Source organism: Nonomuraea sp. NPDC049419, from assembly GCF_040676995.1.
GTDB classification, from domain to species: domain Bacteria; phylum Actinomycetota; class Actinomycetes; order Streptosporangiales; family Streptosporangiaceae; genus Nonomuraea; species Nonomuraea salmonea.
Genome location: NZ_JBFAQB010000021.1, coordinates 64,677 through 88,455, shown reverse-complemented (window position 1 = coordinate 88,455; position 23,779 = coordinate 64,677). Strand labels below are relative to the sequence as shown.

Here is a 23,779-nt window from a genome sequence, read left to right as displayed (position 1 = left end):
GAATCAACCAGTACCCGCCTCAACCAGTGGACCCGGAGTACCACGACGGGACGCTGCCGAGTGCCCCATACTGGGGAAATGACCGGATCCACGGATCTTGGCAAGGCCCTGCACGCCTGGCGGGATCGTACGAAACCGGCCGAAGTCGGCCTGCCGGACGAGGGAGGCCGGCGCGCGCCGGGCCTGCGGCGTGAGGAGCTCGCCCAGCTCGCCGGCCTGTCCGTCGACTACATCGTGCGGCTCGAACAGGGCAGGGCGACGAACCCGTCCCCCCACGTGCTGTCCGCGCTGGCTCGGGCCTTGCGGCTGACGACGGCGGAGCGTGAGCACCTCTTCGTACTCGCCGGTCAGGCGGTGCCGGGCTCCGGGCAGATCTCCGACCATGTGCCGGCCGGCGTCCAGCGCCTGCTGGATCGGCTGACCGGCACCCCGCTGAGCGTGTACGACGCCGCATGGAACCTCATCACGTGGAACCGGTTGTGGGCCGTGCTGTTCGGCAACCCGCCCGCGTCGCGCGGCTTCGCGAGGAACGCGGTGTGGTGGTCCTTCGTGGAACCGCCCGCCGGATACCCCCAAGCGGTGAGCAGGGAGACGGGCCACCAGGCGGCTTTCGTGTCCGACCTGCGGGCGGCGTCGGCTCGCTATCCCAAGGATGCCGGACTTGCCGCACTGATCGACGAGCTCCGTACCCGAAGCGGTGACTTCGCGGCGCTGTGGGACTCAGGCGTGGTAGGCGTGCACGAGCCCCTGACCAAGACGGTCCGGCACGCCAGCGTCGGCGAGCTCACCCTCGACTGCGACATCCTCGCGGCGCTCGGCGCCGACCTGCGGATCATGGCCTTCAGCGTGGCGGAGGGCAGCGAGACCGCCGAGCGGCTACGACTCCTGGAGGTCGTCGGCGTCCAGCTCTGACGGACGTCGCCGCGTCCGGAACGGACACGGCGCTTGAGAGCGGGCAGATCAGGCCCTGACGCCCCTGGCGACCAGCATCACCTCAGCGCCGGCACTCGTCGGCAGGATCACCGGCAAGGAGATCGACCGCGAGTGGCTGAACGGCAGCCACCCCTGCATGTCGATCTATGTGGCGATGTGCTCCGGACGGACGCCCATGCCGATGAAACGTCCCAGGAGGTAGCGCAGCGGCGGCAGCGTTCGAAACGCTGTGAAGATCGGGGGCGCGTGCTGGGTGGGCACGGCTGACGCAGGGCCGGACTGGCATGTTGCGCAAGACAGGCTGCCGGGTTCGACGCCGGCAACGCCGCGCACACCTCGATGCCCACCAGGCTCGCTGGCTATTTGGAGCGGATGTACGGCGTCGCTGAACGCCTGGCCGACTCCGGGGTGGGGGCGAAGCGCGGCGGGCGGTAGGTCGTTCCTGCCTCAGCGGCTCACTGCGGTCTCCCGCTCCACGCGCGACAGCTTCTCGGGATTGCGCACGTGGTAGGCGCCGGTGACGTAGCCGTTCTCCACTCGCACCGCCACCACGCCGTCGATCTCGCCGTTGACGCGGACGAGCAGCCCAGGGCCGCCATTGATCTGCACCAGCTCAGTCGACCTTTCCGCGTCGCGTTTCCACCACCCGAGGGCCAGCAGGCGTGCCACGTTGTCGATCCCCACGACGGGCCGCAGCAGGGCATGCTTGACTCCGCCGCCGTCGCTCAGGGCGACGACGTCCGGCGCGAGGACGTCGAGCAGGCTCTGCAGCTCGCCGGTTTCGACCGCTCGCTGGAAGGCCTCAAGCGCGGTTCGGTGCTCGGCCGGGGAGCCGGTGCCGCGTGGCCGTCGCGCGGAGACGTGTGACCGCGCCCGGTGGGCGATCTGGCGTACCGCCGCCTGGCTCTTGCCGACGGCCTGGGCGATCTCCTCGTAGTCCAGGTCGAACACCTCGCGCAGCACGAACACCGCCCGCTCGGTCGGGCCGAGCGTCTCCATGACCAGCAGCATCGCCATCGAGACGCTGTCGGCCAGCTCGACATCCTCGGCCACATCCGGCGCAGTCAGCAGCGGCTCCGGCAGCCACGGCCCGACATAGGACTCCTTGCGCCGGCCCAGCGTACGCAGCCGCTTCAGCGCCTGCCGGGTGACGATCCTGATCAGGTACGCGCGCTGGTCCAGCACCGGGTCCAGATCGACGCCCACCCACCGCAGCCAGGTCTCCTGCAGGACGTCCTCGGCGTCGGCGGCGGAACCGAGCATCTCGTAGGCGAGGGTGAACAGCAGGTTGCGGTGGACGACGAACGCCTTGGTGGCCGCGTCCATAGCTGGGCCCGTCGGTTGCTCGCTTCGTTCGCTCGTCACTGCTTCCTGCCTGTTCCTTCGCGACGGTGGCATATCCATACGATCCCGGCCCCCCTTGCTTTGTGACACCAACGGCCGGTGGTCTATGTCACATGGGCCTGCCTGTCACAAGGATCGAATCGCCGGGATCTCTTGCTCGTAACGACGTGACACCACGAGTAAGGAAGTCCATTCCATGTCCCAACGTTCGCGTATGCCCAACCCCCTGTCCTTCCTCCCCGAGATGGCGGAAGTCGCCGGCCCCCTGCACCAGTCCCTCACAAATGGTCCGATTCCCCCGACGACCATCAGCCTGCTGCAGCTGCGCGCCGGGCAGATCCTCGGCAGCACGTACTTCACCATCCGGGAGACCAACAACCTCCGCAAGATCGGTGAAGCAGAGGAGCGCATCACCGCGGTGGCCACCTGGCGTGACGCCACCTACTTCACCGATGCGGAACGGGTCGCGCTGGAGCTGGTGGAGGCGGTCCTCACGCCGAACCCGTCCGGGGAGCGCGTCCCTGACGAGCTGTACGCCAGGGCGTCCACGCACTACGACGACCGGGCGATGTGGTCGCTCATCATGGCGATCGCCCACATCGGCTTCTTCACCCCCGCCGCCCTCATCGCCAAGCCGATCCCTGGCATGCCCCCCGGCCAGAACTACAGCGACTAGGCCCTCCGGCCAGAACTACAGCAACCAGAAAGGGATGGACATGAGCAAGATCGCAGTGGCCGGAGCAACCGGGCGGCTGGGCCGCCACGTCGTCGACGTCCTGGGAGAGTTGGGATACCAGGTCGTGCCGATGTCCCGAGCCACCGGCGTGGACATCATCACCGGTGAGGCTCTCGCCGAGGCCCTCACCGGGGTCGAGACCATCATCGACGCCGCCTCGTGGCACGCCTCCGACCAGGAGGCGGCGACGGAGTTCTTCCGCACGTCGGCCCGCAACCTGCAAGAGACGGGTCAGCAGGCGGGGGTGGCTCGGATCGCCATGGCGTCCATCATCGGCGTCGACAAGGCCACCGCCGGTTTCCTCGCCGCCAAGAAGGTGCACGAAGAGGTCCTGCTGTCCGGCCCGCTGCCCGTCCGCATCCTGCGGGCCGCGCAGTTCCACGAGTTCGTCGGTCAGCTCCTGGATTGGCAGCAGGGCGGCGACGTCGCCTACATCCCCGCCCTGCCCACCCAGCTTGTGGCCTGCCGCACCGTGGCCGAGACACTGGTGGACCTTGCCCTCGCCCCCGACGCGCCCGCCCCGGGAACACCGATCCCCGAGATCGCCGGTCCCCGCAAGGAGACCATGGCGGAGGCGGCCCAGCTCCTCGGCGCCCGCCGCGGCATCAAGGTCGTCGGCGTCGACGGCTCCAGCATGCCCGATGCCCAGATCGCCGCCAACGGCGGATTCCTTCCCAGCCCGCACGCCAAACTCGCCGGACCCACCTTCCAGGAGTGGCTCGACGCCCAACCCTGAACAGGCGTACGGCACCACCTCGCCCTTGTCCTCGAAGCTCCACGACCCGGAGCCTCGAGAACAAGGGCGGCGCCAGGATTCATCAGAAAGAGGCACACTCATGCCCATCACCACGATGGACACCACAACTGCACTGGTTCTCATCGACCTGCAGAACCTCGTCGCCGGCCTCCCCACCACCCCCTGCACCGCCTCTGAGGTGGTGGCCCGTGCGGTCGAACTGGCTGACGCCTTTCACCACCACGGTGCTCCGGTCGTCCTGGTCCGGCTCACGGCCAGCGCGGACGGATCAGATGCTGCTCCAGGACGCACCGAGATCCCCCGCCCGCCCGGCCCCCTGCCCGCAGCCTGGGACGCCATCGTCGATGAGCTGACCGGCCACCCCGGCGACATCACCGTGACCAAGCGCACCTGGAGCGCCTTCCACGGCACCGACCTCGACCTGCGGCTGCGCCGCCGCGGCGTCACACAGCTCGTGCTGGCCGGGATCGCCACCAGCATCGGCGTGGAGTCCACCGCCCGCGCCGCCTACGAACACGGCTACAACGTCACGCTGGTGACAGACGCCATCGCCGATCGGGATGCCGAGACGCATCGCCACAGCATGGAACGGATCTTCCCGCTCCTCGGCGAGCGCGCCTCCACAGCCGAGGTCATCGACCTGCTGGCCAAGACCCGCACCATCACCAGACGAAAGGACAGATGATGACAGAAGCACTGGAATTGCCGCTGCACATGTGGCGGAACGGGCTCAACCCGGTCGAGGAGCTGGCCCGGCTTCGCGACGGCGAGGGTGTGGTGCGGGTGGAGACCCCGTTCGGCCTGCCCGCGTACCTGGTCTGCCGCCACGAGGACGTTCGCCAGGTGCTGGCGGATCCGGCCCGCTTCAGCAGCGCCCTGACGCCGTTCCCAGGATCGGGGCAGATGAACGCCGACGAGCTGGCCAAGATGCGGGCCGGGCAGCTGATCGGATTCGACCCGCCCGAGCACACGCGGTTGCGCCGGATGCTCACCCCGGAGTTCACGGTACGGCGGATGCGCAGGCTCGAGCCGCGGATCACCGAGATCGTCCAGGCGGCTCTGGACGATCTGGAGCGCGCGGGCAAGCCGGCCGATCTGGTGGAGCACTTCGCGCTGCCGGTGCCGTCGCTGGTGATCTGCGAGCTGCTGGGTGTGCCGCATGCCGACCGTGACGAGTTCCAGGAGCGTTCCGTGCGCATGCTGGACACCTCCTTACCGATGGAGCAGCGCGTCGCGGCGCAGCGGGAGGACCGCGCCTACATGGCCGGCTTGGTGGGCCGCGCCCAGGCGGACCCAGGTGAGGACATGCTCGGCATGCTGGTGCGCGAGCACAGCGACGATCTCAGCACCGACGAACTGATCGGCATCGCGAGCCTGCTGCTGCTGGCCGGGCACGAGACGACCTCGAACATGCTCGGCCTGGGCACCCTGGCTCTTCTCCGGCACCCGGACCAGCTGGCGATGATCCGTGAGGATCCAGCCCAAGTCGAGCCCGCCGTCGAGGAGCTGTTGCGCTGGCTGTCCGTTGTGCAGTCGCTGCCGCCGCGCACGACCACGACGGAGGTGGAGATCGCCGGGCATGCCATCCCCGCGGGATCGCTCGTGATCTGCTCGTTCCCCGCCGCCAACCGCGACCCCGCCTTCGTCGGCGATCCCGAGACCCTCGACATCACTAGGGGAGCCGCCGGTCACGTCGCCTTCGGCCATGGCGTGCACCACTGCCTCGGGGCGCCGCTGGCGCGGATGGAGATGCGCATCGCCTTCCCCGCACTACTTCGCCGTTTCCCCGGCCTCGCCCTGGCCGATCCGAACGAGCAGGTGGACTTCCGCGTCTTCAGCCTCGTGTACGGCGTGCACACGCTGCGGGTGACCTGGTGAGCCCACGGCGGCCGAAAGCCGACACCGCACCCACCCGGTTCTTCGGCCTGACGAAGCGAGCACGGTGTTCCTTGCCGCCGCGCTGCTGATGCCGGGGATCACCGCCGGACAGCCCTTGTCCGGCGACGCCAGCCGCCAGTTGCACCATGCCACGGGCGGCGTCGTCTCGGCCGCGATGCTCATGCAGATCATCACCGCGCTCCTGGTGTGGCGGGCGGGCCATGGATCGGCGCGGTACCTGGCCGTCCGTGCGCTTCTGTTGGTGCTGATCGGCGTCCATGCTCATCGGGCTTCCGGGTACAAGAACCTGCGCACCCTCGGCATCTACGTCCGACCCAGCACCGATGCCGTCGCAACTGCGCTTGCCGACCTGGACCCACCCCGGCGACGACGCCGTTGACATAGGCCGGCTCAATCGCGTGTAGCGGGTGGTTCGATTCTTACCGACGCCCGCTACACCCTTAAGGCCAGCACCAGCCAGGGCGGGCATTGGGAGAGCTGTACCGAAGTGCTGTGATCCAACCACCCTCTCAACACCCACGAGGCCCTGTTCGACCCGCTTAGCGAAACTCCGTACCCAGCGCCGCGCCAGCGGCACCATGTAACGAAATGCCGTGCGAGGCTCCCGAAGGCGGGCTCATCGTGCGCCAGCCTGCGACGGGACGTCGCCGTCGCTACTGCCCGCGGGTGTGGCAGGGGCTGCCCGCCGGCGCGGCACACATCGGGCAGTCGAAGCGTTCGACGGCGGTGGCCGGGTCGGCGGACGCGGTCACGTCGCAGAACCTCTTGCCCGCCGGGGATGGAGGCGGCGGCACCCAGCTCAGTGCGGATGAAGGCCTTGCGGTTCACATCCCCCACTTTCATGACCGCGGGCGCGGCAACTGTCCTGCCGGTGCGGCGGACGCCGAGATCCGCGTCGGTTCACGCCGGCGTCTGCGCAGTGTCAGCAGGGTGCGCACGCCGGTCGCGTAGATGAGCACGCTCAGCCCGATCAGCAGGATCGCGACCGGAACGGGCAACGGCTCGGGCAGCCGCGTCGCGAAGGTCCACAGCGTCCGCGAGGTACCGCCTTGGGAGATCAGGATCAACGAGATCACGCCGGAGGCCATCGGAACCCACCCACCGCCGAGACACAGACTGACGGTGAGGCGCATGCCGGTCCCGCCTGACGGCTCGACCAGGACGACCTTGGGCTCCCCGGGCCGCAGGCGGAGGTTCGGGTTCCCGCCACGCAGCTTCTCCAGCAGTTCGGGCCCGTTCGTCTCGAGCCTGCGGTAGGCCAGTCGCCCGAACAACCACATGCACAGTCCGCCGATGGCCAGGCCGAGGGGGAGACCGGACCACCGCAGCAGCGGGTCGTCGCGTAACGTGCCCACGAGCACGAGCGCGGCGACGGGCAGCGCGGCCGCGACCGAGGCGCCGATCATCGTCCAGACCAGCCCGGTGAGGTTGCCGCTGTCGGTGGCGGGGTTCGCGCTGCGGCGGTGGGCGTCGGGCATCCGAATGGGTACCATGACCGACAGCAGCGCCAGCAGGCCGGCTCCGGTCCCGATCGAGCTGGCGAGGATGCCGAGTGTCCACGGCCAGAGCCAGCTCTGCCCGTCGATCAGGACCCCGATCACGGTGAGCGTCACGGCCACCGGCACGGTGACCAGCAGCCACGCCGTCTGGCGGCCCCGCACGTCCGCCCGCTCGACGCCCGGGGTCATCAGCGTCAGCCACAGCGCGCTGCCGTCGGCGCTGTAGAGGTTCGCCGAGCACGCCGCGGCGATGACCACCAGCGCGACGCCTGCCCAGGGCAGGTAGGCCGTGACGCCCGCGAGCAGCGGCAGCGCCGTGTAGGCGATGCTGAACCACAGCGCGAAGAACCAGAAGTATGTCCGCAGCATGTCCCTCGCCCACGTCCGCAGCTCCTTGCCGATGACGGCACCGAGCCTGGTCGAGGGCAACCGTCCGAGCAGGGACCGGGTGGACACCTTCGGCCGGACGGCCGGCGCGCCAAGCGCACCCGTGATGCGGCGATGCAGCAGCCTCGACCACAACGACAGCAGGCCGCCGACCAGCGCGATGAGCGAGACCAGGGCACCGCCCGCCACCAGCCAGTCGGATCGGCTCGCCGCCTCCACGGCCGCGATGCCCCAGCCGGAGGGCAGCACCCGCAGGATGATCGGCAGCCAGGCCGGCCAGCCGCCACGCAGCAGCTGGGACTGGCCGAGCACGACGAGCAGGATGCCGATGTTCGAAGCGCACGCCACGATCACCGCCCACGGCACGGCGATCATCGCCGCGCCGAGCCGGGAGCGCATCGTCTCGCCGACCAGCGCGACCACGACCCGGGAGCAAAGCACCAGCGTCGCGAGCATGGCCGGCACCGCAACCACCGCGACCAGCGTCGGCCCGGGACCGAGCCGGGCGCCGAACACGACGAGGGCGAGGAACGCGAGCAGCGTGACCGCGGCCCCGATGCTGCACAACGACACGCCGAACAGGCCGCTCGCCATCGTCCTGGACGTCATCGGAACGCGGCTGAGGTGCTCGGGGCGCACGTCGTTCTTCTCACCGCCGGCGAACATCGGGCCAAGGACCCAGCCGAGCGCCCACCCGGCGAACACGGCCGCGAGCACATCGGCGGAGATGGCCGCGTCGTTCACCGCCACCATGATCGTGCCCGCCGCGGTCAGCAGGCCCAGCACGGCACCCAGGGTCATCTCTGCCGCGTGTCCCGCGGTCATCGAATTCCGGAGCATCGCGAGCTTCATCCGGATCAGAACGCCAACCACGAGAGTCCCTGCTCACCCGGGCTCGACGCGCCGACCAGTCGCACGAAGGTGTCCTCCAGGCTGGCGCCGTCGCGCACCTCGTCAAGGGCGCCCTCGGCGACCGTCCTGCCCGCGGCGATCACCGCTACCTGGTCGCAGAGCAGCTCGACCAACGCCATGGAGTGACTGGAGACCACCACGGAGCCGCCCCGGCGGACGAACTGCTGGAGGATCGCCTTGATCGTCATCGACGAGACCGGGTCCACCGCCTCGAACGGCTCGTCCAGGACCAGCAGCCGAGGACCGTGCAGCAGTGCGGTGGCCAGGCCGATCTTCTTGCGCATACCGGCGGAGTAGTTGCCGACCAGCGTCCGCTCGGCGCCGTCCAGCTCCATCACCGTCAACAGCTCGTCGGCGCGCGCGGCGACCACGGTGGCCTCCAGACCGTGCAACAGCCCCAGATACGTGAGCATCTCTCGGCCGGTCAGCCGTTCGGGCATCGCCAGGCCGTCCGGCAGCACGCCAAGCATCGTCTTGGCGCGCACGGGGTCGGCCCAGACATCGACGCCGAACACCCGTGCCGCCCCGGCGTCGGGCCGCAGGAGCCCGACCGCCATGGACAAAGAGGTGGTCTTGCCCGCCCCGTTCGGCCCGACCAGCCCGAAGAACGAACCACTCGGCACCGTCAGGTCCACCCGTGTCACGGCGACCACGTCACCGAACGCCTTTCGCAGCCCCCGAACCTCCAACGCGGGTGTCTGCTCATCGCCCGCTGGCGGTTGGGCATTCGCACTACGCTCTTCAGTCATATGGCCACCGATGGGGTTGTGGCAGTCAATTGACGAACATCCGATACCAGAGCCGGCTGGCGCCATGATCGGAGTGTCTCCACTGTAGCGAGCACCCGCCGCGGCGAGGATGGCACCGGCACGCTGCCCCACCGGGGTAGGCCTCTGCCGAGCCTCAGATACCCCCTCTTCCTTGGAGAACTTCCGCTTCAACAGTCCCTGGACCGCGCAGCAATCACACTCACCTCCTGCGGAAGACTTCGCCGGCCTTCGACGGGCGGCGCGGTTGGAGCCCGTGGAGCAGTGCTAGCTCATGACCCACTTGCTCAACCCCTCCGGCGACACCGAGACCACCCGTCGCATTGTGTTGCCCACCGAGCTGTTCGCGCCGTTCTTCTTCGGCGGGCGCGGCATCGCCGTCGCCTTGCCGCTGCTCGGCGCCGCCTGGATCCAGGTCCAGGTGTCGGTTCATGTCCAGCTCCAGCCTGCCGTACAGGTTCAGGTGGGTCCAGAACAGTGCGGAAAGGCCGCGCAGATCGATCGGGGTCGGTTTCCTGCGCCCCTTCGCATCGCGCACGACGGTCTGGATCAGGATGGTGTTCAGGTAGGTGATCGAGGCCTGGACCAGATGCGGCGCGAGCGCGGACACCTCGACGCTCTCGCGGTCGTCGCCGGTCAGGTCGCTGCCTTGCCATAGAAGATGTTCGCCGCAGCGCCGCCTCGCTGTCGGCGTTCTTGCCGGGGGCGGACGCGGCCACCCTTGTGCGTCCAGCACAGCCCGGCCAGCAGCGTGATCCGCACCCTGCCGGGGGCGGCCGCGAAGTCGGAGGGGTACATCTTCATCGCGCGGGCCCGCCACCCGGCCACGATCTCCTCCGACACGGGTCCCGGTAGCAATAAGGAAATTCCGAAGAAGTACCACCTAACCTGCAGAAACGGCCGTGTTTGACTCGTTGGTGATCACTGCCGAAACGTTCGTTCCGGTTTCGTCCGGTACGGCAGGTAGAGGTGGTGCGTGGTCCGAGAAGATGTTCTCCGAGGAGCAGCTGGAGCATCTGCGCTCGTACCCGGAGATCCACGGCATGAACTTCGAGGCGCCGGCATGCCGGAGCTGCGCTGGGCCTACGGCTACCCGTTCGCCCTCGGCCTGATGGTGCTCACCTGCCTCGGCCTGTATGCGATCTTCAACGCCGCAACTGGCTGTAAGCCGCATACGGGCGGTGCCGGGTGCTGCCTGCCCTCCTGGCCGGGCTCCAGCGAGGTGACGACCTGCCAGGTCTCGGCGTGCGGGATGGGGCGGGCGACCAGCATGTGGCCGTCGGTGCCAACCCACAGGTGCGTGCCGCTATCGCGGTCCAAGCCGTCGATGCGCACGTCGGCGATGAGCGCGCGCATGTCCTCGGCCGTGGAGCCGGCAAAGGGCAGGCCGAGCGTGCGGCGGATCAGACTGCGTCCGCCGTCCGCGGCGACCAGGTAGCGCGCCCGGAGACGCTCGCCACCCTCCAGCGTCGCAGTCACGCCCTCATTGTCGGCGTCGAATCCGGTCAGCCGCCGCCCGAACTCCACCTTCCCGCCGAGCTCGGCGAGCCGGTCGCGCAGGATCGCCTCGGTGCGCCACTGGGGCAGCGCCACGGTGTTGGGGTATGGGCGCGCGGGGTCGGCCGGGGCGGGTGGCAGGCGCAGGTCGAAGAGGGGTTCGGTGCCAAGGTGGAAGCGTAGCCAGCTGCGGATGTCGCCCGCCGCCAGGATGCGATCAGCTCTGTGGCGTGAGGGGGCCAAGCTCGCGGACGACCTCGGCCAGGGCGCGGATGGGTTCGTTGTCCGTTTCGCTGCTGCGCCATACCAGCGCGTACGGCAGCGGTCCCATGTCGGTGACGGGCAGGTAGGTGATGTCCGGCCGTATCCAGTAGCGAGTCATGTGGGAGGGGAAGAGCACGACGATCTCGGCCATGCTGGCGAGGGTGATGGCTTCTTCGGTGTTCCGCACCACGGGGCCGCGCTCGATTGTGCGGCCGCGACGGGTCTCGCGTGGGATGAAGGCGTCGTACCAGTAGTCGGGCGGGGTGTCGGAGTGCGGGTGCTGGAAGTCGGCGGCCATCTCCAGGGAGACCGAGGTGCGGCGGGTGAGCTCGTGGCCGGTGGAGACGGCCAGCACCCGGGGTTCGGCGAGCAGGACCGGTCCGACGGTGAGGTCGGGCTCGTCGATGGGCAGCCAGGTGATCAGGACGTCGATGTCACCGCGGCGCAGCGTGACGAAGGAGTCGCTGAACTGGGTGCTCTGGACGCGCAGCCTCCACTGCGGGTGCCGGAGGCGGAAGACGTCCCAGTAGGCGCGCAGGTCGTAGGCGTTGGCGGGCAGCATGCCGACACGCAGGATGCCGGTGATGCCCTGACCGGCTAGCTGAGCCCGCTCCACGCTGTGCTTCAGCCCGGCGTAGAGAGGCCGCAGGTCGTCGCGGAGCTGCCGCCCGACCGGTGTCAGCCCTACCGTGCGGTTGGTGCGCTCGAACAGTGGCGCGCCGATCTGCCGTTCCTGCTTCTGGATCGCCTGGGTGACGCGAGCGGGAGACAGGCACAGCCGGGCGGCGGTGCGGCCGAAGTGCAGTTCCTCGGCCAGGGTCAGGAAGATCTCGATGTCGCGCAGCTCCACGCCCGACCTGCTCCGTTTACTCCCGCTGAAGGTGATCTTTCAGCATTCATCATTGTTCTGGGTGCTCACCGTACTTGATCCTCGAACCGCACGATTCATTGGTTCGATGGAGCAGGGTGATGGACGTCCTCATTTCCGGCGCCGGCCTCGCCGGGACCGCTCTGGCGTACTGGCTGCGCCATCACGGTTTCACCCCCACCGTGGTCGAGTGGGCCCCTCGACTGCGTGCGGGCGGGGGAGTGACGGGCTTGCGCGGCGAGGCTCTGGACGTGCTGGACCGCATGGCCCTGCTGGAGCGGATTCAGCAGTTGAACACGCGGCCGGGCGGCGCGGCGCGTGCAGACCGTGACGGGAGCCCGTACCACCTGGAGATCCTCAGGGCCGACCTGATCGGCCCGCTGTACGAGGCCACCCGCCAGGAGGTGGAGTACATCCTCGGCGACTCGATCGCCTCGGTGGAGCAGGACCCTGCCGGCGTGCGGGTCACCTTCGAACGCGGCCGGCCGCGCCGCTTCGCCCTGGTGGCCGGCGCCGACGGGCTGCACTCGCGCACCCGCTCGCTGGCCTTCGGGCCGCGCGAGCGGTTCTTCCGGCACCTGGGCATCTACACGGCGACCTTCAGCCTGCCCCTCGACCTCGGCCTGCCCGGCTCCGACCGGCTTCCCGGCATGCCGGGCAAGGCGGCCGACATCCTAAGAATCCGCGACAACGCCAAGGCGTACGCAGCGCTGCACTTCACCTCCGGAGCGCTGGCCTACGACCGTGACGACGTCGCGCAGCACAAGCGCATCGTGGCCGGACAGTTCGCCGGCGAAGGCGGGCCCATCCCGCTCCTGCTGGAGGAGATGAGCAGGGCGCAGGACTTCTTCTTCGACGCCAACGCCCAGGTGGAGATGTACCGCTGGTCCTCGGGCCGGGTGGTGCTGCTCGGGGACGCCGGCTACTGCGCGGCGCAGATCTCGGGACTGGGCGCCTCCCAGGCGCTGATCGGCGCCTACATCCTGGCCGGCGAGCTGGCCGTCGCCGGCGGCGGGCACCCGGCGGCGTTCGCCGCCTACGAGCGGGAGATGCGCGGCTTCGTCGCCGAACACCAGCAGATAGGACGCGAAGGCGCCGACCGGTTCTTCATGGGCATGCCTACCCAGGAGGCGCCGGGCATGATCGCAGCCGGCACACGGGAGACGGCCCGCACGCACCTCGTCAGGCTGAAGGACTACGCGCCCAGCTTCGCCGCACGGTGGCCGCCGTGACCGGTGGCAACCGAAGGCCCGGTCCCCACCGGCGTGCACGCGCTCCCCCACGGCGCGGACAGCCATCGTGCTTACCGCCGACCAGACGCTGCCATGTCAGCGGCGACGCCAGGACGGCCACCGGGCGGTATCCCTTCGGATCCAGACCCCGCTACCCATCAGCACACCCTTCCATCATGTGTCCGTTCATGTGAAATTTCACCTTTAGAAGGAATACGTCACCATGTCCCTCACCCTTACCGAGCAGGACCGGCTCACCCTGCAGACCGCCGCGTGGGGCGCCGTGTCGCTGATGTCCGCGGCTGGTGCCGCCGGCTCGGCGCACCGGGCCGCCACCGAAGGATCTGTCGCCCTGACATCGGCGACCGGCCGCATCGGTCATGTGCTCGCCAAGGCGCCCAAGGGCGTGAAGTACGGCAAGACCGTGGCCGACCTCGCCGACCAGGTGCTGCCGGCCCTGACCGCGGCCATGACCCTGCTCAAGCAGCAGGATCCGGCCGAGGCCGGCGATTTCCGCCGCACCGTCCTGATCGCCGTCGAGGCAACCACCAGGGGCGAAGCCGGCCCCGCCATGACGGAGATGGCTCGCAAGATCACCGAAGCCCTCGACGTCGCCTCGGCCACCTCCGGCAGCAGGGGCGTGCCGACGGACGCTGCCGCCCAGGATCGCCCGGAACTGCAGAAGGTCATCCAGGAGATCGTCGATTCCGGTTTCACCGGAGTGTCGCTGCGAGTGCACGACAAGCGGGGTGAGTGGGCCGGCAGCGCCGGAGTGGCCGAGCTGGGCCAGAACACCGAGCCTCCGGTTGACGGGCATGTGCGGATCGGCAGCAACACCAAGACCTTCACCGCCACCGTGGTGCTGCAACTCGTCGCCGAGGGCCGGATCGCCCTGGACTCCTCCGTGGACGACTACCTGCCCGAGTTCGGGCTGGACCGGCGCATCACCGTGCGGATGCTGCTGCAGCACACCAGCGGGATCTTCAACTTCACCGGCGACTTCGACCCCGACGGCACGTTCGCGCCGGGAATCCCCGCCACCCCCGCGGGCAAGGAGTGGGTGGACAACCGCTTCCACACCTACCGGCCAGAAGAGCTGGTCCGGCTGGCGCTGTCCAAGCCGGCCCGGTTCGAGCCCGGCACCGACTGGAGCTACGCCAACACCAACTACGTGCTGGCCCGCCTGCTGATCGAGAAGGTCACCGGCCGCCCGGTCGCCGAGGAGATGCACCGGCTGATCCTGGGGCCGCTTGGTCTGACCGGCACCGTCCAGCCGGCCGGCGAGACGGACATCCCCGAGCCGCACGCGCACGCCTACTACCGCTACGAGGAGGACGGTCAGACCCAGACAGTCGATGTCACTCGGCACAACCCGTCCTGGATTTCCAGCGGCGGGGACATGATCTCCACCACCCGTGACCTGCACACGTTCATCTCCGCCCTGCTGGGCGGCAAGCTGCTACCGGCCGAGCTGCTGGCCGAGATGTGCACCCCGGAGGCCAAGGCCGGCTACGGCCTGGGCGTGTTCGTGCAGGAGGCGCCCGGCGGCGGCACCGTCATCACCCACAACGGCGGCATGGCCGGTCACGCAGCGCTCCTGTACAGCACCCCTGACGGCAGCAAGACCCTGACCGCCGCGCTCAACTACGTCGACGACGCCGCCCTGTCCCTGGGAGCGGCCTTCCAGCAGGCGACCCAGCGCCTCGTCGCGGAAGTCTTCGGCAACGAGCAGACCGGACCGGCTCAGTAGCCCCATCTGAGCGCCAAACACGCCGGGCACGTGTCGGCAGGCGAGCCGACGAGCACGCGGCCGCCTACCGGCACCCGGCCTGCCCGCCCCCGCAGTGCCCGGCGAACGGTTCGCCCTGAGCACGATAGTGAAGACGAGGAACCATGAAACCCAACCCCCACCCACGATCAAGGCCCTGCGGCGCGTAGCCATCACAGCGCTGGCCGCCGCGCTGCTGGCCGGGACGGCCACCCCCGGGCCAGCCACCGCGGACAGCAGCGCGACCGAGCCGAAGGCCGCTGCCAGGGAGGAGCGCCCGGAGCTGCTGAAAGCCATGCAGGCGTTCGTCGATGCCGATTTCACCGGGGTGCAGCTGAGCGTGCACGATGAGCGCGGCGAGTGGACCGGCAGGGCGGGGGTACCCTCCCAAGAGGAGCTGGTCGCCCGTATGGTGCGCACGGTCGTCGAGCATGACTGGACGGAGTACGGCGGCGAGCACCCCCTGGTCGCCATGCTGCGTTCCTCGGCCCACGAGGACGCCCGCCAGCGCATCCGCACCGAGGTCTGCGACACCTACGTCAACGCCCTGCGGGACCTGGCCGAGGGCGAGGACGCCGAGCTGCGGGCCGAATTGCTCAGCGCCTGGATGGTCGGCATCGGCATCCTGCGCTCGGTCGTGGCCACCCCCGCCCTGGCCGAAGCGCGGGCCTCCGGCCTGGCCCCGCATGTCGCGACCGTTGCCACGGGCCTGCTGGGCCGTCCCATGTCAGGAACGGTGGATCAAACGGGCGAGTCCAGCCGAACCTGACGACTCCCGGCGCGAGAGAGTGTTCTCCGCGGGGCCCGTTGCGCGAACCTCGTGGTAAGCCTGCATCAGCTCCGCGCTGCAAAGCCGGCCGCTCCGCATCGAGGCCGGCCTGCACCAACCCCGCGCGACGGGGCCGGCCCGCTCCGCACGGGGCCGGCCCGCATGGCCGCACGCGACAGAGGCGGCCACATCGCATAGATGTCGGCCTGCGTAACGGCACGCGGGCCGGCCTGGCCGCTCTCGCGCCCGGCGTCCCCAGGAGCGGACGCGGGACCTCGAGTGTCTTGAGATTTCTCGCGTTGACCCCGATGCCCCGCGTGCCGGCCCCGACGGCTCGTGCCCGACCCCGGGCAGGCCGCCTATGACGACCGCAGTTCCGCCGCCACCGCTCGTTCGCGCAGTTGCGCGGCCTCGCCCCGTACCGTCTCCAGCTCCGCCCGCAGGTCCTCCAGCCGTACCCGCTCCAGCCGCAGCTCCGCTTGGGCCCGGTCGCGTTCCTTGACCGCCGCATCCGCGCGCGACCGCTCCCGCGACGTCAGCTTGCGCTCGCGCGTCAGCGCGGCGGTGCCTTCCTCCTCCAAGGACGCCAGCCGCTCGGCAAGCTGCTCGGCTTCGGCGGCGGCTCGGGCGGTGTCCTTCAGCGCCACCGCCCGATCCCGCTCTGCCTCGGCAGCGGTACGTTCCGCGGTGACGGCGCGCTCGACGGCCCGTTCACGCTCCTGCACCGCCACCTCCTCCCGCGCCTTGGCGCCGGCGGCCTCCCGCTCGGCCTGCTCCCGCTCCCGTACGGCCGCCGCCGCCTCGTCCCGCGCCCGATCCCGCTCCTCACGCGCCGACGCCACATCCTCCTTCGCGCGTACGACCTCCGCCCGCGCCTCGTCCTTCACCCGCGTGACCCGCGCGTCCGCCTCCTCCCGCGTCCGAGCGACCTGCGCCTGCGCCCGTTCCTCAGCCTGTACGACCTGTGCGTCCGCCGCCTGCCGCGCCCGCAGGACCTCAGCCTGAGCCTCCTCACGCGCTCGCTCGATCTCGGCCCGGGCCGCCTCCTGGGCCTGCGCGACCTCGATCCGGGCCGCCTCCTTGGCTTGCGCGATCTCCACCTGCGCCCGTTCCTCGGCCTGCTCGATCTCGGCTTTGGCGCGCTCCATGGCCTCGGCGGCCTGGGCCTGGGCCTCGGCGATCTGGCGGTTGGCCAGCTCGACGCGTTCAGCGAGCTCCTGGACGGCTTGGTCCCTGGCCAGCGCGTTCTGCTCCGCCTCACGGAGCGCCTCAGCGGCGCGCCGCTCGGCCAGCTCAGCCCGCCGCTTGGCTTCCTCCGCCGTCTGCAGCGCCTGCCGTTCGGTGCTGGCCGCCTCCCGCAACGCCGCCAGCGCCTGCTCCCGAGCCCGCTCGGCGTCACCCAGCGCGGTCTCCCGCTCGCTCTCAGCCTCCTCCAGCCGCTGCCGCATCTCCGCCGTCTGCCGCCGGGCGTGCTCGGCCGCCTCACGTGCCAGGCGTACCTGCTCGAACGCCTGCTCACGCTCCGTACGCGCGATCGCCACCCGGGTATGCGCCTCGGCCTGCACCGCACTCAGCTTGGCCTCGACCCCGGCGGGGCTGAGCTCCTCGGCCAGCGCCTTGGCCAGCGGCTCAATGGCCGCCGCCAGCCCGCTCTCCATCCGGTCGTACAGCTGCTCGGCCCTGGCCAGCGCCCCCTCAAGCCCTGGGGTCGCCCGCCGCAACTCCCGCTCCCGCTTGGCCGCCGCCTGACAGTCCTTCTCCGGACAGTACGCCTTCGGCCGCCCTCTCCCCCGCCGCTGCTCGATCGGCGCTCCACAGTGCTTACAAGGCGTTACGACACTGGTCTCCGCAGTCACCCAACCAGCGTACCATTTTCGATTTTCCAGAAAATAAAAATCAGAAAACACGATCTGTTGCGCCGCACTAGTCTCCGAGCTACTTGCGAGAAGGCAGAATTCCCGCAAGTAGCTTGCAGTGAGCTTCCCGCTACGGGTTCGCGCTAGGTCGCTGTCGTCCTGTCCCGGGATAGAGCAGCATGCGAACGAAAAGTCGCGTTAGCGGACGGAGCTGATGCGGCTTGGCGTGACATTTCGGTTCGGACTCTCTGGACGATGCGTTCTTGGAGGGTGCCGACCAAGAACGACGGCAGGAGGACCCGAGCGGAGCAGGTTTGCTCAGCGGCTCGTCCGGACGCGATGGACGCCGGCGTCATCCGGGTGATCAGTAACCGAACGCCGCGGTGGCGCGAGGCCAGCGTGCCGCCCGGCAGGCGGCGATGGGGTTGTCCTACGCTTCGTTCAGTTGGTCCGGTTCTGACCGGTCATGTCCGCGCCCATGTCCATCATCTGGTGGCAGTCGGCCATCATGCGGTCGTGTTCGCCGGTAGTCGGCGGGTCAGCTGGCATGTGGGCGAGCGTCCAGGCTGCGGATGGGACTCCAGTGAGGATGCCCACGGCTGCTCCGATGGTGAGCGCGGCGGCGGTGCTGCGGATGTGCATGCAGACCATCCCCCTCCTGTAGTCCATGCTAGTTGGCCAGGTCACAACAGGGCAGTGCTGGCAGGTAAGGCTGGTTCGATCAGCGGCTCGTCCTGGCGCGGTGTCGGCGTCGGCGACTTCGTCGTCCAGCAGCGCGTACAACTGCGTGGTCTCGGTGGAGGCGTGGCCGAGCCGGCGTCGCATGGCCTCGATGGACACGCCGGCGTTGACGAGGTCGGTGGCGTGGGCGTGACGCAACTGGTGCATGTCGATCTCGACGCCGGCCTGTGCACAGTAGGTCTGCCAACGGTGGTGGGCGGCGTCGTAGGGGTGCCGTTAACCAACGCGCCATCAGCCGCCAAGTAGACGCTGACCTGGGATCTAGCCGCCCGTCTCCAGTTCGACTCGTGCTGCTGATTGTTCGATGGCAGGGCGGCCCGTGGCGAGTTCGGGCACGTACTTGTAGATCGTGGAGCGGCTGACGTTCAGCAGCCGGGCGATCGAGGAAACGGTGGCGTCGGGCTGGGTGAGCAAGGCGCGGGCGTGCCGGACCTGCTCGGGGGTCATCGCGGGCGGGCGGCCGAGCCGCACGCCGCGAGCCTTGGCGGCGGCCAGGCCCTCGTGCGTGCCCTCGACGATCAGCTCGCGGATGAACTCGGCAAGGGCGGCGAAGACGTGGAAGACGAGTCGACCGCCGGGGGTGGTGGTGTCGAGCGCCTCGTGCAGGGAGCGGAAGCCGATGCTGCGCTTACGCAGCCCGGCCACGATGGAGATGAGGTCTTGCAGGGAGCGGCCGAGCCGGTCCAGCGAGGGCACCACAAGGGTGTCGCCGGCGCGTATGTAGTCGAGGGCCTTCCACAGCTCCTCACGTTCGACGTTCTTACCAGACTTCTTGTCAGCGAAGATGCGAAGGCAGCCCGCTTCGGTCAGGGCGGCCAGTTGCCGATCCAGGAGCTGCCCGGCGGTGGAGACGCGGGCGTAACCGATCAAGGCGCCGGTGACGCCAGCGGGTTCGGCAGTCAGAGAGTCATCGACGACAAGAGCTCCACTGCGGTTCCCGGCGCCGGGCGGAGTGATCGTCACCCCGGAATCGTACGAGAAACGGCCATGGTGAAGTTGTTGGACACCCCGACTTCTCGACACGTTTCTTGGACACTCTGGCAGCGTCGATCACTGGACCGAAGCCGTTGTCAATTTCCGAAGTCGTCTGCACCAATGTCAGAAGTGGTCTGCATCAACGCGAAGGCATGGATGGCTGCCCCTTCCCGTTCAGAGGAGGAAGGGGTCCGCCCGCCAGGCGTAGTGCTCGGGTGGGCGGAAGTCGGTCAAGGGGATCACTCGGCTGGTGGGCGCTGTGCCGCGCAAGATGACTGGTCTCAGCCGCTTCTGGCATAGCTCGGTCGGAGGTTGGCTCAGGACGAGATTGGTGTAGCCCTCTTTCTGCAGTTCGAAGCAGAGCGCCGTGATCAGCCGAGCGGGCTGCTTCGGACGGTGGTGACGCGGTTGGACCAGGTGGATGTAGCGGAGTTCGCAGGCGTCGGGGGTCGGATGCCCCAGAACGGCGCCGATGACACCGAACAGCTCGCTTCGATGGTCTTGATCGAGGACCAGCAGGAGGCGCTGCTTGCCGGTGCCGGCGTCTTGGAAGATCTGATGGCGTAGTTCAGCGACGCTGCTCGCGCCGGTCAGCTCGGTCACCAGCGGTTCGTCCTAGGACGTGTTTCAAAGGATGATGAGCCAGTCGTTGATGGCGGCGATGTGGATGGTGGCTTCGTAGCGGACAGCGAGCTTGTCGAAGCGGGTGGCGATGGCGCGGTGTCGTTTGAGCCGGTTGATGCCGCACTCGACGGCTGAGCGGGCGCGGTAGTCGATGGGGTCGAAGGCAGGTGGCCGGCCCCCGCGGGCACCGCGCCGTTTGCGGGCGGCGATCCGGTCGGCCGGTTCGGGGATGGTGCAGCGGATCTTGCGGGAGCGCAGGTGCCGTCGGATGGCGCGTGAGGAGTAGGCCTTGTCGGCGCGGACGGTTTCGGGCCGGGTACGTGGTCGGCCGGGCCCGAGCCGGGGCACCCGGATCGCGGCCATCACGGCCGGAAACTGCGGCGCGTCGCCGCGCTGCCCGCCGGTGAGCGCCACCGCGAGCAGGCGCTGGCCCTGCTCGCAGGCCAGATGCAGCTTGGTCGACAGCCCGCCCCGGGAGCGTCCGAGAGCATGGTCGGCAGGCTCGGCTCGCACGCCGCCGGGCGGCTCGGCCTGGAGCTCGCCGTGCCGGGCGGCGCCTGCGGCGTGCTGATGGGCCCGGCAGATGGTGGAGTCCACGCCGACCTGCCAGCCGAGCAGGCCCCGCGCGTCAGCCTCCGCCTGCAGCCGGGTGAGGATCTGCTGCCAGATGCCGGCGCGCTGCCAGCGGCGGAACAGGCTGTAGACCGCCCGCCAGGAGCCGTAGCATTCGGGAACGTCACGCCACGGCGCGCCGACGCGTACCCGCCAGCGGATTCCGTCGATCAACTGGCGTTTGCTCCACTGCGACGGACGACCTGGCCTTTTGGGTGCAGGCAGGAGCGGTTCCAGCCGCGCCCACTGCGCATCGGTGAGGTCGAAGCGCCGCGTCACCGCTAAGGTGGCCACGAGGTCTCCGGTTACAGGTTCTTCTTGGTCGATGAACCCTTTACCGGAGGCCTCTTCGCCTGTCCGGCTCCGACACGCCGTTGATCAACACTTCGAGACAGACCCTAGGGCTCGTAGTCGCGGACGCGGTCTGCGTAACCGAGGCGGAGGTCCAGGTACTCCTCGTGAGCGCAGGGCATCATTAACCCGTGCTTACGACTGCAGGCGGGGTCCCCGGGGTCGAGGAACCTGCGGACAGCCGTTGGCGGTACCCGCGAGTAACTCAGCGCCTGTCTTTGAGCCCGGACTTCGATCTCTAAGTGGTCACCTCCTGTACAACCGACTCCTCCTCGCGGCGGTGGCGGTGAGGGTGACGATGAGCGCTCGGTCATGGTGTTCTCTTTTGGGTGGGCGGTCAGATGGCCTGACGGCCCTCGCGGTGCAGGTTGGTGAGCATGCGCCGCAGCAGCTCGGTGGCCAGTTTCTGCTCATCCGCCGAGAACCCGGCCATCAGCCGCTCTCCCGCCTGCCCGAAGACGGGAAAGACACGGGGCAGTAGGTCCTTGCCCTGATCAGTGATCTCGACGATCTGTGCTCGCCGGTCAGACGGATGCGGACGTCGCCGTATGAGTCCCTTGGCCGCCAACCGGTCGAGCAGCCGTGTCATGCCCGCCGTGTCGGTGCCGACGAGCGCGGCCAACTGGTGCGGGGCGTTCTCCCCCAACGCCACGCGCATGAGTACCGCGCCCTGTTGCGCGGTCAGGCCCAGGGGCGCCAGGGACGTCTCCACTCGCGCGCGGAGTTCGCGGGCCAGCTGCGGAATCAAGGACGGAACTCCCTCTCCAAGCATGCCTAGACATTAGCTGTCATGACAGTTACCGTCCAAGCATGAATATTGTGATCATAGGTGCGGGAATCGGAGGGCTTTGCCTGGCACAGGGACTCAACCGGGCCGGCATCCCCGCCACCGTCTACGAACGCGGGTACGACCAGAATCAGGGGTGGCGCCTGTCGGTCAAGCAGGACGGCAGCCAGGCGTTGCGCGAATGCCTCCCCGATGAGCTGTTCAACGAGATACGCGCCAGCGCCATCGCACCCGCCACCCGACTCGTCTTCACCGACCACTTGCTCAATCCGAAGTTCAGCAAGCCCATCCCACCGGCCGAAGGGCACTTCGGCATCAACAGGCAACGGCTGCGCGATCTGTTGACGACCGGACTCGACGTGCGGCTCGGCAAGCAGTGCGTCGGCTTGTCCGGCAACACGGCCTCCTTCGCCGACGGCAGCACCGCGACGGGCGACCTGATCGTCGGCGCCGACGGCACCCGATCTGTGATCCGAGCCCAGGTGCTTCCCGAGGCCGCCTTCGAAGATTTGGGCAGCGCTCTGTACGGCGTGACGCCCTTCAGCACCCTCGACTGGGTGCCGGATGTCCTCATGGACACCTTCAACCGGATCACCGACCCGGCCGGCACCTCCATGGCCATCGCCACCTGCCGCCCCGGCGACTACTTCACCTGGACCATTACCCCGGCTGACGGCGCCATAGAGGACTGGCATCCGGCCGTCCGCCGCATCGTCGCCGAGGCCGGCACCACCTTTCCCATCCAGTTGCACAGCGCCCTGCCAGTCCAGCGCTGGCACAACCCGCACGTCACGCTCCTCGGCGACGCGATCCACACCATGACGCCGGGCCGCGGCGACGGAGCCAACACCGCCCTACGGGACGCGCGCCTGCTCACCATGGCCTTGACCGAGGTCGCGGCCGGACGGGTTCCGCTCGGCCCGGCCAAGAAGCTCTACGAGCAGGAGATGCTCCGCTACGGCTTCGAGGCAGTGGCCGCCTCGCGATCGATGCCGTTCACCCCAAGATCCAGCGCGTTTAGCTGAGACAGCGAATCGCGCAGAACGCGCCGGACGGTGACGTTATCCGCAACCCCCTCTTAGCTGGACGCTCCGGCCGGGCCCTCGATCGGGATGGGCACGGGTCGACCCGGCTGGCCGGGTAGGAGCCGACCTGTCGTTAACGAAGCTGGCACCAGGTACACGCGATCGCATTGGCCCTGGTCAACCCGTCGGAGCGGTGCCTGGCATCAGCGTCGGATGGAGCAGGTTTGCTCAGCGGCCCATCCGGTCGCGGTGTCGGCGGGCGGCGCGGATCTCGGCGTCGGCGATCTTGTCGTCGAGCAACGCGTACAGCTGGGTGGTCTCGGTGGAGGCGTGGCCGAGGCGGCGGCGGACGGCCTCGATGGAGACGCCGGCGTTGATGAGTTCGGTGGCGTGGGCGTGGCGCAGCTGGTGGATGTCGATCTCGACGCGTGCGGCGGCGCAGTAGGTCTGCCACCGGTGGTGGGCGGCGTCGTAGGACAGTGGTCCGCCGCGGCCGTTGATGGAGGCGCGAAACAGCGGTCCGGCGGTGTAGCCGGCGCGGGCCAGGTAGAGCTTGAGCAGGGTGACGTAGCCGCGGTCGTCGAGCAGGACGGTGCGCACGCTGCCGCCCTCGCCGTGGATGCGGACGTGTTCGTCGTCCAGGCGCAGGTCGAGGTCTTCGACGTAGAGGCCGCAGACTTCGGAGGCGCGGGCGCCGCACACGTAGGCGGTCTCGAACAGCACCCGGTCGCGCAGCCGGTCCAGCGGCGTCTCCTTGCGCGGCCGCCGCGAGCAGATCACCGCTAGCACCTTGGCGACGTCGGCCGCGCTGGCGGGGCGGGGCAGGTTCTTGGGCACCTTGACGGTGTCGATGCGGTCCATCGGGTTGGCGGCCAGGAGGTCGTGGCGGACGGCCCACTTGGTGAAGGAGGCGACGGCGGCGCGCTTGCGCTTGCGGCTGGCCGGCGACAGGTCGGCGAGCTCGGCCAGAAAGGCGCGGACCGGCGCGGCGGTCAGCTCGCCGATCTCCTCACCGTGGTGGGCGGCGAAGGCGATCAGGTCGCCGCGGTAGGCGCGCCGGGTGTGCGCGGAGGCGCCGGCGTTGGCCAGGTCGGTGAGGAAGTCGTCGAGATGGCGGGCGAGCGGGTGGGTGCGGCCGAGCTGCTCGGCGATGACCGGATCCACCGTGCCGACCTC

23 protein-coding genes and 1 pseudogene are annotated in these 23,779 nt (G+C 69.3%); 10 read left to right on the top strand and 14 right to left on the bottom strand.

The window, feature by feature from the left end:
• The first annotated feature begins 78 nt into the window (after positions 1-78).
• The gene (locus tag AB0K12_RS39900) at positions 79-912 is read left to right on the top strand and encodes a helix-turn-helix transcriptional regulator (RefSeq protein WP_364572912.1); all 834 of its coding nucleotides are present in this window, start codon (positions 79-81) and stop codon (positions 910-912) included.
• Between the two features lie 468 nt (positions 913-1,380).
• Here the strand turns inward: AB0K12_RS39900 and AB0K12_RS39895 are convergent, their stop codons facing one another.
• Positions 1,381-2,259, bottom strand: coding sequence for an RNA polymerase sigma-70 factor (locus tag AB0K12_RS39895; RefSeq protein WP_364573084.1), 879 nt, complete (start codon positions 2,257-2,259; stop codon positions 1,381-1,383).
• A 232-nt stretch (positions 2,260-2,491) separates the two neighbouring features.
• On the opposite strand from AB0K12_RS39895, the gene AB0K12_RS39890 reads away from it, so the two are divergent.
• The 5 genes from AB0K12_RS39890 to AB0K12_RS39870 all read left to right on the top strand — a co-directional run bounded on the left by AB0K12_RS39890 (position 2,492) and on the right by AB0K12_RS39870 (position 6,048).
• Positions 2,492-2,953, top strand: a complete 462-nt coding sequence (locus AB0K12_RS39890; protein WP_364572910.1) for a carboxymuconolactone decarboxylase family protein — start codon at positions 2,492-2,494, stop codon at positions 2,951-2,953.
• A 40-nt stretch (positions 2,954-2,993) separates the two neighbouring features.
• Positions 2,994-3,749 carry an NAD(P)H-binding protein gene (locus tag AB0K12_RS39885; protein WP_364550228.1) on the top strand — a complete coding sequence of 252 codons (756 nt, stop codon included), beginning with the start codon at positions 2,994-2,996 and terminating at the stop codon, positions 3,747-3,749.
• Between the two features lie 100 nt (positions 3,750-3,849).
• Complete coding sequence (locus tag AB0K12_RS39880) at positions 3,850-4,455, top strand: isochorismatase family protein (protein ID WP_364572908.1); 606 nt, start codon at positions 3,850-3,852, stop codon at positions 4,453-4,455.
• Entirely contained in the window at positions 4,452-5,648 is a 1,197-nt protein-coding gene (locus tag AB0K12_RS39875) for a cytochrome P450 (protein ID WP_364572906.1), read from the top strand. The genes AB0K12_RS39880 and AB0K12_RS39875 overlap by 4 nt, the downstream gene beginning before the upstream one ends.
• A gap of 64 nt (positions 5,649-5,712) precedes the next feature.
• Positions 5,713-6,048: a hypothetical protein gene (locus AB0K12_RS39870; RefSeq protein WP_364572904.1), complete on the top strand. Its 336-nt coding sequence runs from the start codon at positions 5,713-5,715 to the stop codon at positions 6,046-6,048.
• Positions 6,049-6,508: 460 nt separating this feature from the next.
• On the opposite strand, the gene AB0K12_RS39865 is transcribed toward AB0K12_RS39870, so the two are convergent.
• The 6 genes from AB0K12_RS39865 to AB0K12_RS39840 form a co-directional block, all read right to left on the bottom strand.
• On the bottom strand, positions 6,509-8,380 hold the full coding sequence (locus AB0K12_RS39865) for a hypothetical protein (protein WP_364572902.1): 1,872 nt from the start codon (positions 8,378-8,380) through the stop codon (positions 6,509-6,511).
• Positions 8,381-8,412: 32 nt separating this feature from the next.
• Positions 8,413-9,216: an ABC transporter ATP-binding protein gene (locus tag AB0K12_RS39860; RefSeq protein WP_364572900.1), complete on the bottom strand. Its 804-nt coding sequence runs from the start codon at positions 9,214-9,216 to the stop codon at positions 8,413-8,415.
• A gap of 220 nt (positions 9,217-9,436) precedes the next feature.
• A complete protein-coding gene (locus tag AB0K12_RS39855; RefSeq protein WP_364572898.1) occupies positions 9,437-9,844 on the bottom strand; it encodes a Tn3 family transposase in 408 nt (135 codons plus the stop codon).
• 26 nt (positions 9,845-9,870) lie between these two features.
• On the bottom strand, positions 9,871-10,077 hold the full coding sequence (locus tag AB0K12_RS39850) for a hypothetical protein (protein ID WP_364572896.1): 207 nt from the start codon (positions 10,075-10,077) through the stop codon (positions 9,871-9,873).
• A gap of 246 nt (positions 10,078-10,323) precedes the next feature.
• The gene (locus tag AB0K12_RS39845) at positions 10,324-10,974 is read right to left on the bottom strand and encodes an FAD-dependent monooxygenase (protein WP_364572893.1); all 651 of its coding nucleotides are present in this window, start codon (positions 10,972-10,974) and stop codon (positions 10,324-10,326) included.
• Positions 10,949-11,845 (bottom strand): LysR family transcriptional regulator, encoded by an 897-nt coding sequence (locus AB0K12_RS39840; RefSeq protein ID WP_364572891.1) that lies wholly within the window; start codon positions 11,843-11,845, stop codon positions 10,949-10,951. Before AB0K12_RS39840 ends, AB0K12_RS39845 begins: the two co-directional genes overlap by 26 nt.
• A gap of 119 nt (positions 11,846-11,964) precedes the next feature.
• Here AB0K12_RS39840 and AB0K12_RS39835 point away from each other — a divergent pair, with 119 nt between their 5' ends.
• The 3 genes from AB0K12_RS39835 to AB0K12_RS39825 all read left to right on the top strand — a co-directional run bounded on the left by AB0K12_RS39835 (position 11,965) and on the right by AB0K12_RS39825 (position 15,632).
• Positions 11,965-13,095 carry an FAD-dependent monooxygenase gene (locus tag AB0K12_RS39835; RefSeq protein WP_364572889.1) on the top strand — a complete coding sequence of 377 codons (1,131 nt, stop codon included), beginning with the start codon at positions 11,965-11,967 and terminating at the stop codon, positions 13,093-13,095.
• A 223-nt stretch (positions 13,096-13,318) separates the two neighbouring features.
• Entirely contained in the window at positions 13,319-14,845 is a 1,527-nt protein-coding gene (locus tag AB0K12_RS39830) for a serine hydrolase domain-containing protein (RefSeq protein WP_364572887.1), read from the top strand.
• Positions 14,846-14,972: 127 nt separating this feature from the next.
• Positions 14,973-15,632: a hypothetical protein gene (locus AB0K12_RS39825; protein ID WP_364572886.1), complete on the top strand. Its 660-nt coding sequence runs from the start codon at positions 14,973-14,975 to the stop codon at positions 15,630-15,632.
• 359 nt (positions 15,633-15,991) lie between these two features.
• Here the strand turns inward: AB0K12_RS39825 and AB0K12_RS39820 are convergent, their stop codons facing one another.
• From AB0K12_RS39820 to AB0K12_RS39795, 6 genes and pseudogenes are all read right to left on the bottom strand, one after another.
• Positions 15,992-17,353: a hypothetical protein gene (locus AB0K12_RS39820; RefSeq protein ID WP_364572884.1), complete on the bottom strand. Its 1,362-nt coding sequence runs from the start codon at positions 17,351-17,353 to the stop codon at positions 15,992-15,994.
• A 576-nt stretch (positions 17,354-17,929) separates the two neighbouring features.
• A pseudogene (locus tag AB0K12_RS39815) lies at positions 17,930-18,418 on the bottom strand (tyrosine-type recombinase/integrase); the annotation flags it as partial.
• Between the two features lie 72 nt (positions 18,419-18,490).
• Positions 18,491-19,099, bottom strand: coding sequence for a recombinase family protein (locus AB0K12_RS39810; protein WP_364572882.1), 609 nt, complete (start codon positions 19,097-19,099; stop codon positions 18,491-18,493).
• 279 nt (positions 19,100-19,378) lie between these two features.
• Positions 19,379-19,807 carry a hypothetical protein gene (locus AB0K12_RS39805; protein WP_364572880.1) on the bottom strand — a complete coding sequence of 143 codons (429 nt, stop codon included), beginning with the start codon at positions 19,805-19,807 and terminating at the stop codon, positions 19,379-19,381.
• Positions 19,808-19,831: 24 nt separating this feature from the next.
• Complete coding sequence (locus AB0K12_RS39800) at positions 19,832-20,719, bottom strand: IS5 family transposase (RefSeq protein ID WP_364573082.1); 888 nt, start codon at positions 20,717-20,719, stop codon at positions 19,832-19,834.
• Between the two features lie 409 nt (positions 20,720-21,128).
• Positions 21,129-21,539 (bottom strand): MarR family transcriptional regulator, encoded by a 411-nt coding sequence (locus tag AB0K12_RS39795; RefSeq protein ID WP_364572878.1) that lies wholly within the window; start codon positions 21,537-21,539, stop codon positions 21,129-21,131.
• Positions 21,540-21,601: 62 nt separating this feature from the next.
• Between AB0K12_RS39795 and AB0K12_RS39790 the strand changes: the two genes are divergently transcribed.
• Positions 21,602-22,603: an NAD(P)/FAD-dependent oxidoreductase gene (locus tag AB0K12_RS39790; RefSeq protein ID WP_364572876.1), complete on the top strand. Its 1,002-nt coding sequence runs from the start codon at positions 21,602-21,604 to the stop codon at positions 22,601-22,603.
• Positions 22,604-22,831: 228 nt separating this feature from the next.
• Here the strand turns inward: AB0K12_RS39790 and AB0K12_RS39785 are convergent, their stop codons facing one another.
• On the bottom strand, positions 22,832-23,767 hold the full coding sequence (locus AB0K12_RS39785; protein WP_364572874.1) for a tyrosine-type recombinase/integrase: 936 nt from the start codon (positions 23,765-23,767) through the stop codon (positions 22,832-22,834).
• Between the last annotated feature and the right edge of the window lie 12 nt (positions 23,768-23,779).